An 8,294-nucleotide genomic window follows, 5' to 3' on the forward strand; every position below is an offset into this window, starting at 1 on the left:
TACTACTATCCTTTACGCCATCGGACATTTTTTGCCGATGTACGGTTCCTCCAGTAGTTCGTGAATCGCGTAGCAGGTCACGAACATTTCCATCGGGCGACCCAGAGGGTCTGCCCCTACTGGAATACTTGTCAGACAGGATTGTCTGACCTACACCTGTAACTGCGGGCGTGCGCGGCTCGCCCCTACTGTCGGACAGACAGGGGCGTCTGTCCCTACTACTATCCATTTCGCCATCGGACATTTTTTGCCGATGTACGGTTCCTCCAGTAGTTCGTGAATCGCGTAGCAGGTCACGAACATTTCCTGCGGGCGTGCGCGGCACGCCCCTACTGTTCCCTGTCTCCGGTTCCCTGCTCCCATTATCCAAATGGGATTGCTTCGGCGCAGGGCGCTCTCGCAATGACAATCCAGTTTCCCGATCCCCGAACCCCGAAATCCGATCCCCCTCTAACCCCTCCACGGACATCCGAATTTGGGACGGATCGAAACCGGGATGGACAATGAAATCGAATTCAAGTTTCCCATCGTTTTCATACCATTCAACATCAATCCCATCCCACACCTCACGATAAACAACCGTAGAGAAATTCCTACAATTCGGTGCCCACTTTGACGAATCATTCCCTAGGAAATAATTATTCTTCCACGGCAGCTCTCCGTGTGCTTCGACACTTTGTGCTGACGCACGGTGTAAGGTGGAAAAAGATTGGTGTAAGGTGTAAGGTGAAGGGTGTAGGGTAGAAAAAGACTGGTCAAGGTTCTCGGAATTATTTTTTGTTGACCTTTCACCATTCACCTTTGACCCTTCACCATTCACGAAGTGAAACTTCAGGGCGTGCGACTTCATCGGATGATTCTTTTGTGGATGACGGCGTAGCAATTCGGGTAAGTCGTTTTCATTGGGCGACCCAGCGGGTCTGCCCCTACCCGAATAGTCGTCGGACAAGAATGTCCGACGTACGGCGTCACCTGCGGGCGACCCAGAGGGTCTGCCCCTACCCAGCTCTCTGTTCCCTGTCCCCTGTTCCCTGCTCACAAGGAGAGTAATTCCATCACGTTCGAGGAACCACGTCATCCCATTCTTTGCTTGACATTTGTACAGCACGCGGGAATCCCATTGCCCTTTGTTTTCAGTAAAGAAGAACGGTTTCGGAATGGGTGTAGATGTAGCAGGATTTTGCGAGCGATGGGAAGCAGAGAGAGCATCCGTAGCGATTGAGTAGATCGGTACACCGCAAAAAAGTACGAAGAGTAACCGAATAGCAAACATCCGCATCGCAACCTCCCGGAATCTTTGAAGTAATAGCAATGTACTAACAGTGGTTTTTTAGTCAAAGGGTTTTCCCATTGAAAGTAAACTCACGAAGAAAAGGGCGGCGACCAACCACCCCTACGATATGGGTTTGGAAACCCGCCCCAACAAAAATTGTTGGGCGAATTGCAGTTCGCCCCTACGGTACAGGTTTCGAAACCCGTAACCACCATCATGCATAACAGGCGGGCGTGGGAGCCCGCCCCTACTCAAAACAAAAGGGCGGCTGCCAGCCGCCCCTTCTATCGAATAATCTCAGTTATTTATCCGTGGTCATGACCTTTGTGGTCGTCTTTCTTCGCGCCTTTCTTCGGTGGCGTACCGGCTTTACCGGGAGCGCCTTTCGGGGCTTTTGGTGCCGGTGGGGTCTTCCACTCTTCCCCCTTCTTATTCAACATATCGAAGCTACCCTTCCATTGACCAAAAATGTCGGGGCGGTTATCGACTTTGAATAAGACTTGTTGATCGTTCGAGGGGTGTTTTGCAAAGACCACCGAATGACTTGAATTGTCCTTCAATGTGAAGTTGAATGTAACCAACGGTTCCGCAAACGATGCGATTCTGACCACACTATCGGGCGGGAAATCACCGATATTGAGTCGCACCAATCCGCTGATTACACCGGTGCGTACATTGTCGTCCGGCATAATCTTCTTGTTGCCAATATCGACCATCCACGTCGTATCGTCCTTTGCTAACGTCCAGCCGCCTTTATCAAACTTCGCAGTCACTGCAAGTAGCGAGTCGTCGGGAATATTAAAAATCCGGCGGTCGCGCCAATCGTCGGGACGTTTCACGAGGTAGGAGCGAATTGAACCCTTCACCAAATAGACATTTTTGTCGCCCGGTTTCCGCATGTGGGTATGCCGCCACGTCGCACCGAGTGATCCCACCACAAACTCAACCTTCTCTTTACCTGTGTTGATTGTGATGAGAGCGCCTTTTTCATCGTCGACTTCAAAGTCTTTGTACTTGGTTGGATCTTCCGTGACGATATACTCGACTTCCAATGTATCGATGGAATTGAGCATATTCGTCATCGCCCAAGCTTGTACCGGCCAGTCGACCGGTTGCTTCATCCGCCACTCGCCACCTTCTTTTTTGAGCAGCGTGGTAGTTGTACCCTGCTTAATGCTAATCTCGGATATCTTCGTCGTATCGACCAGCAAGAAGACATCGTCCGGGCGTTCAATCCGGCGGTCCCGCATCAGCAGCAATATTAGAATTACCGCGAGCGCGCCAAAAATTATGATGAGTGTTTTGTTGCTCATACTTCTGTCTCCCATACCTTCCGGCGCTTCGCACTCTGCCACCGCCAGATCCCGAACAGGACAAGCAGTGCCACCGGAGCGAGCATCAAGCCATACTTAATAAGGGTTCGTTTCGCCGGTGCAATTTCCTTAATCGGACGAACAGTCGCGTCGCGGGTACGAATTTCGAGCAACGATTCATCCTGTGCCAACCAGTCGATGGTGTTGAGGATAAAGGCACGATTACCGGGCGACTGCGCAAAACCGTCCATCAGGAAGTTTCCTTCTCCCACAACGACACAACGGGTTTCTTTGGAATCCTTCGGGATATCCGACACTATCGGTTTGCCGGTGCTATCGACGGGAACCGACGTTGATTTGTAATACGAGGGGAAGACACCGCTGAATGCTGCCGCTAATGCAAACGGACCTTCAGTGAAATCTTTCGCCGTACGTTTCGTTAATGGATTGATATCGAAACGTCCGCGTTGTTGATACGCTTTGTTGGTGGTACGGGCGATAACCTGTACCTTTAATCCCTTGCTGGCACCGTCGGACGTGTCGATGCCCGATGGGAAGAAGAAATCGAGTTGCTGTAAATCTTTCACTACTGGCAACGCACGGTTCAGATTAATCGCATTCGGGAAGAATGGATAGTTGATTTGGTTCTGGAACATGAACATTCCTTGTTGCTGGGTAACCATGATGTACCCGCAACGGGAATCGCCAACCAAATTCTCCTCAACCGGCATACCGACACCGCGCAGCCAATTGAATAACTCACTTTCGACCCGAGTCGCGCTGCCATTACTCAAATCGGCATTCGCCCGACCGGCAGCAACCAATAACTTACCGCCATTCATCAGATACTGGTCGAGATGTGCGACCATTCTGCTATCGATTTGCGAAGTAGGACGGATCACCAAAAGAATGTCGATATCACTCGGAACCGGTTGGGCGAGTGAAACGGTCTTCACTTTGTAGGTTTTTTCCATCGCCGCTTGCAGTTTCCGCATATCCTGTTGGAACGTCGGAGCGCCACCATCAGTTACATAACCAATCGTCGGTTGTTTTGCCAGCGTCAACTTGCGAATCGCAATGGTTAACTCATATTCGAGGTTCGTAGTCGATTGCACCACCGGCAACGTTTCGCGCTTCTCACCGTACAGAATCACGAGACCCATGTAGACTTTGCGAGCTTCGACGCGGTCGTTTTGCATGATGTCGACTTGTACCGGAGGAATCTGGAAACTGTTCGCTTCCTTCTCCAGTTTTTCTTCGGTTCCCGGATCGACAAATTGATACTCGAATTTCCCTTTTCCATACGCTTGATAATCATCCAGCAAATCGCGGAGGAACTTCGCATTCTGATTATAGGGCGCCGGAAGATTCGGCGTGAAGTAGCACTTCACTACCATCTTCTTGTCGAGCGTTGCGACCGCGTTCTTGGACGCTTTTGCAAGGGTATAAACATTATTGGCGGTGAGATCGACCCGGAAGAACAACCGGTACATAACTAAGTTTGCGACGATAAAGATCGCGGCAAGCAGGACGACCCGCACCCACGGGTTTTGTTGTTTGTTCGTTTTCATCTTACCGTTTCCGCCCTTCCAGCACTGCTACCGAAGCGCCAAGCATGACTACGATGAGACTTAAGTAATATAGAATGTTACGGGTATCGATTACCCCGCGTCCGATATTCTCGAAATGGTAATCGATGGCGAGATATTGCAACACCGAGCCCATCACCGGGGGGACATACATTAATACCTTATCGAACATGAAAAAGAGAAACGAAATCGCCAGACCGACGATGAATGCGACCACCTGATTCTCGGTCAGCGAACTTCCAAGCAATCCAATCGAGAGGTACGCCGCTCCCATCAGCAGCAATCCAAGATAACCGCCAATGAACGGACCTTCGTCGATGTCGCCCAGAAAGGAAATCACAATGCCGAATGGCGCGGTAAATGCCAGCGCAGTTGCCAGCAAAACGACTGCGGCAAGGAATTTTCCGACAATGATTTCGGAATCGCGAATCGGCATTGTCACCAGCCATTCGATGGTGCCGGATTTTCGCTCTTCGCTGATGAGCCGCATCGTAATCGCCGGCGCAAAAAACATGAAAATCAACGGTGCGATTTGAAAGAGTACGCGTAAATCGGCAGTTCCTGCTAAAAAGAGATTGGTCGACATAAACCAACCCGATATTAGAAGGAATACGCCAATCACGACGTAGGCAATCGGTGAGTTGAAGTAGGTCTTCAACTCCTTACGCATGATCGGTAGCACATTATTCATGGTTCACCATAGTTAAAATTGATTGGTAATGGTCGCTTTATCGACCAGTATCGAAACATATTTATTGGGCATATTACCACGCCCCAACAGACTTATGCGGCTTTCGCAGCATCGTCGCGGGTGAGTGATTGGAACACCGTTTCGAGCGAAGCGCCTTCTTTGCGCAGTTCGGTTAACGGCCAATCATTTTGAGCGGCAATCCGGAAAATCTCATTCCGAACATCCGCCCCTTCCCGGGCTTCTACCCGCAGTTGCCAGCCGCCGCCGGGTACTGCACCGACTTCGCGTACCGTTCCGACCCGCGGCAATTGCCGGAGCATACCAGTTGCATCAGGTACCGGCAACGCAAACTCGACAGTTACCAACCCCTGTCCGGAGAACTGGGCGACAACGTCGTTGGTCGCGCCATCGGCGACGATTTTCCCGCGATGAATAATCACGACCCGGTCACAGGTCGCTTCCACTTCGGGAAGAATATGAGTTGAGAGAATAACGGTTTTGCGTTGACCGAGTTGTTTGATAAGCGAGCGAATTTCGATGATTTGATTCGGGTCGAGTCCGACGGTTGGTTCATCGAGGATGAGAATTTCCGGGTCATGGATTAGCGCCTGCGCTAAACAGACGCGTTGCCGGAATCCTTTGGACAACTCTCCGACCCGCTTCTGCACCATCTCACCTAATGCGCAGACTTCGACCATCTCACGCACCCGGCGTTCCCGCTGATCTTTGGCGATTCCGCGAAACTCCGCCGCTAACCGGAGATAGTCGACCAGATTTAAATCGTGATAAAGTGGTGCGGATTCCGGCATATAACCGATTTTCCGCCGCACTTCCAACGACTGTTCGACGACATCCAATCCATCGACGACAATCCTGCCCGTCGTTGGCGGCATGTAACACGTAATCATTTTCATGGTGGTGGTTTTTCCAGCGCCGTTAGGTCCCAGAAAACCGACCACTTCGCCGCGTTCGACTTGAAAGCTGATCGCATCGACCGCTTTAAACGAACCGTAATTCTTGGAAAGGTTTTCGATTGAAATCATAGGGTTTCATCCGATTCTGGTTAAGGTCATTTTTTGACCGATTCATTTGCGCGACGGGGTTGCCGTCGTTTCCTGCCATAATAGATTTCTTTGAACACAAGATACTACACCGGGTACGACACTTTTTTACGCCCGAATCAACGATTTGGTTCCTGGAATTTAAGGTGTTGGATTTTCAAAGTTCCAGTTGATTCGTTCGGAGGTTTCCCCCGCCGTTAAGGTTAGTTGCACAATCCGTGGCGGATACTTGGGATTCACTAATTTCACAGTCACGGTACCGGGTTTCACGGCAATCGGCGTTGCTACTGGTGTGCTTGCCACTTTCGTTCCGTTAATGTAAATATCCGCCCACGGGTCAATATGTCCGATTTTCACGGCACCTACTTCCCGCCACAACTCGACATGCAAACGCTCAACTTCGTAGGGGTGAATCGTAACGCGCTTTGTTATCAGGGGGAACTTCGGATTCGTCAAGCGAATGATATGCTCCCCTTCTTCCAATTCTATCGCATTTGCAATCGGCAACGTCTCTTTAATCCCGGTATCGGTTTCGAGAACTGCCCACGGATCGCTGGTGATGCGCAAAAAACCATTGACTTTTACCTTAGCGGTTTTTAATTCCGATGGTTTAGTATTGGTTTCGGTGGTTCGGGGACGTGTCGCAGGTACCGAAACGATTCCGTCACTTTTCACCGGTTGTTTGGTTGAAACTGGCGGTTTGGTTGTGGTGTCTTTTGCCGTTGGTATTATTCTCGATGTATCGAGAGGAATGACACTCGCGATGGTATCGGCGGTTTTCACAGGGATCGTATCCTGGGTTGAAGCATCCTGTGCAACATTTTGGAACCGATTGTGCAGCAGCATCGCAATCGCGGCAACCGCCAGCATCACCAGCCCCCAAGCAATGATACTGCGATGACGACGGAGCGGGATACGGGTCGTGCGCGGCATTCGGAAACCAGCGGGATCGGAAATGTAATCGCGAATAAGAACCGGATTTTCCGCCCATTGGTAGATCGTTAAAATCGAGCGGATTTGTTTTGCGACATCCCCTGCAGTAGCTGGCCGATTCTTAGGATCTTTTTCCAACAGTTTCAGCACCAGTTTATCGATTTCGGGGGGAATGTCACGTACTTTCGCCGACGGTTTCTCTGGCATTTTACTTAATACCAGATGCAGACTTTCCGAAAATGTCGTTCCACTGAAGATTCGCTCACCAGTCAATAACTCATAGCAAGAAGCGCCTAATGCAAATAAATCGGTACGGGCATCGACTTTTCCGCCGGTGATTGTTTCCGGCGCCATAAATGACGGGGTTCCGATTACCATCCCCTGTTGAGTAATCGAGGGAGACTCTTTGAAGAGCGCTAACCCAAAATCCGAAATTTTAATTCTACCGTCTTTACTGACGAGGATATTCTCCGGTTTGATGTCGCGGTGAATCACCTCTTGCATGTGAGCGACTTCAAGTCCCTTGAGAATCTCGAGCATCACCAGCATCGCAATCGGCGCCGGAAGGGAACCGCCGCGCTTCAAGATTTGACTGAGATTATACCCATCGACCCATTCGAGTACGAGATACACCGCTTCCGCGGTCGCGCTATAATCATAGATATTGACAATATTGTCTTGGCGAACCCGGGCAATGACGCGGGCTTCCCGCTCGAAGCGGGCTCGAATATCCTTCTCGGCGGCAAGCTGCGGATGGAGTTGTTTGATTAGAACCGGACGGTTGAGCGAGGGCTGCCACCCGCGGTAGACCGTGGTGACGATAGAACGGGAAAGGATTTCGAGCAGTTCGTACCCGCCAATGGAACCGATCGGTTCGACTGGAGAGCCGCGTTCTTGTTCAGACGGTATCAACTTTCCATTCATTCAATTTGTAGTGAAGCCAGCGGATCGATACATCCAGAATTTCGGCAGTTTTCGTTCGATTACCACCGCACTCTTCGAGTGTACGTATTACAACTTCCCGTTCATAATCTTTGAGTGTCCGGTGTTTTGCGTCCTCATCGCCGCCTTGTGACGGTAGCGAGAGGTCTTCGCTGCGAATTGTCGTCGGTGACGATAGGACATACGCCCGTTCGATTGTGTTCTCTAATTCGCGGATGTTGCCGGGCCAATCGTAATTCAATAACTGTTTCATCGCGTCGGCGGTAATTTGCTTCGGTTTTTCCTCAGCAGCGCGATTCGCAAATTTCTTCAAAAAGTAGTGGGTCAACAACGGTACGTCGGAACGGCGTTCCCGCAACGAGGGAAGACGAAGATTCACTACGTTTAGACGATAGTACAAATCTTCCCGGAAATTTCCTTTTTCGGCATCTTATTTTATGGTTCTGTTCCTTGCCGTAATGATACTGACCTTGTTTATTCGTTAAACGGTAT

7 protein-coding genes are annotated in these 8,294 nt (G+C 50.4%); all 7 read right to left on the reverse strand.

All coding sequences use genetic code 11. The features are described 5' to 3' along the window. The coding region (locus tag OEM52_11790) for a hypothetical protein (GenBank protein MDK9700818.1) at positions 1-1,279 on the reverse strand (1,279 nt) is incomplete at its 3' end. A 299-nt stretch (positions 1,280-1,578) separates the two neighbouring features. Continuing rightward, on the reverse strand, positions 1,579-2,586 hold the full coding sequence (locus OEM52_11795; GenBank protein ID MDK9700819.1) for a DUF4340 domain-containing protein: 1,008 nt from the start codon (positions 2,584-2,586) through the stop codon (positions 1,579-1,581). Continuing rightward, on the reverse strand, positions 2,583-4,157 hold the full coding sequence (locus OEM52_11800; protein MDK9700820.1) for a Gldg family protein: 1,575 nt from the start codon (positions 4,155-4,157) through the stop codon (positions 2,583-2,585). Before OEM52_11800 ends, OEM52_11795 begins: the two co-directional genes overlap by 4 nt. Before the next feature lies 1 nt (position 4,158). Continuing rightward, positions 4,159-4,866 carry an ABC transporter permease gene (locus tag OEM52_11805; GenBank protein ID MDK9700821.1) on the reverse strand — a complete coding sequence of 236 codons (708 nt, stop codon included), beginning with the start codon at positions 4,864-4,866 and terminating at the stop codon, positions 4,159-4,161. A gap of 92 nt (positions 4,867-4,958) precedes the next feature. Then, positions 4,959-5,909: an ATP-binding cassette domain-containing protein gene (locus OEM52_11810; GenBank protein MDK9700822.1), complete on the reverse strand. Its 951-nt coding sequence runs from the start codon at positions 5,907-5,909 to the stop codon at positions 4,959-4,961. Between the two features lie 159 nt (positions 5,910-6,068). Further along, complete coding sequence (locus OEM52_11815) at positions 6,069-7,772, reverse strand: protein kinase (GenBank protein MDK9700823.1); 1,704 nt, start codon at positions 7,770-7,772, stop codon at positions 6,069-6,071. Further along, positions 7,759-8,202 carry a hypothetical protein gene (locus tag OEM52_11820; protein ID MDK9700824.1) on the reverse strand — a complete coding sequence of 148 codons (444 nt, stop codon included), beginning with the start codon at positions 8,200-8,202 and terminating at the stop codon, positions 7,759-7,761. Before OEM52_11820 ends, OEM52_11815 begins: the two co-directional genes overlap by 14 nt. Between the last annotated feature and the right edge of the window lie 92 nt (positions 8,203-8,294).

This window comes from bacterium, from assembly GCA_030247525.1.
Classification (GTDB): Bacteria; Electryoneota; JAOADG01; order JAOADG01; family JAOADG01; genus JAOTSC01.

Bases quoted from the DNA above. Each gene is read 5' to 3' on its own strand.
- OEM52_11795 (MDK9700819.1), bottom strand. From the start codon at position 2,586: ATGAGCAACAAAACACTCATCATAATTTTTGGCGCGCTCGCGGTAATT.
- OEM52_11800 (MDK9700820.1), bottom strand. From the start codon at position 4,157: ATGAAAACGAACAAACAACAAAACCCGTGGGTGCGGGTCGTCCTGCTT.
- OEM52_11805 (MDK9700821.1), bottom strand. From the start codon at position 4,866: ATGAATAATGTGCTACCGATCATGCGTAAGGAGTTGAAGACCTACTTC.
- OEM52_11810 (MDK9700822.1), bottom strand. From the start codon at position 5,909: ATGATTTCAATCGAAAACCTTTCCAAGAATTACGGTTCGTTTAAAGCG.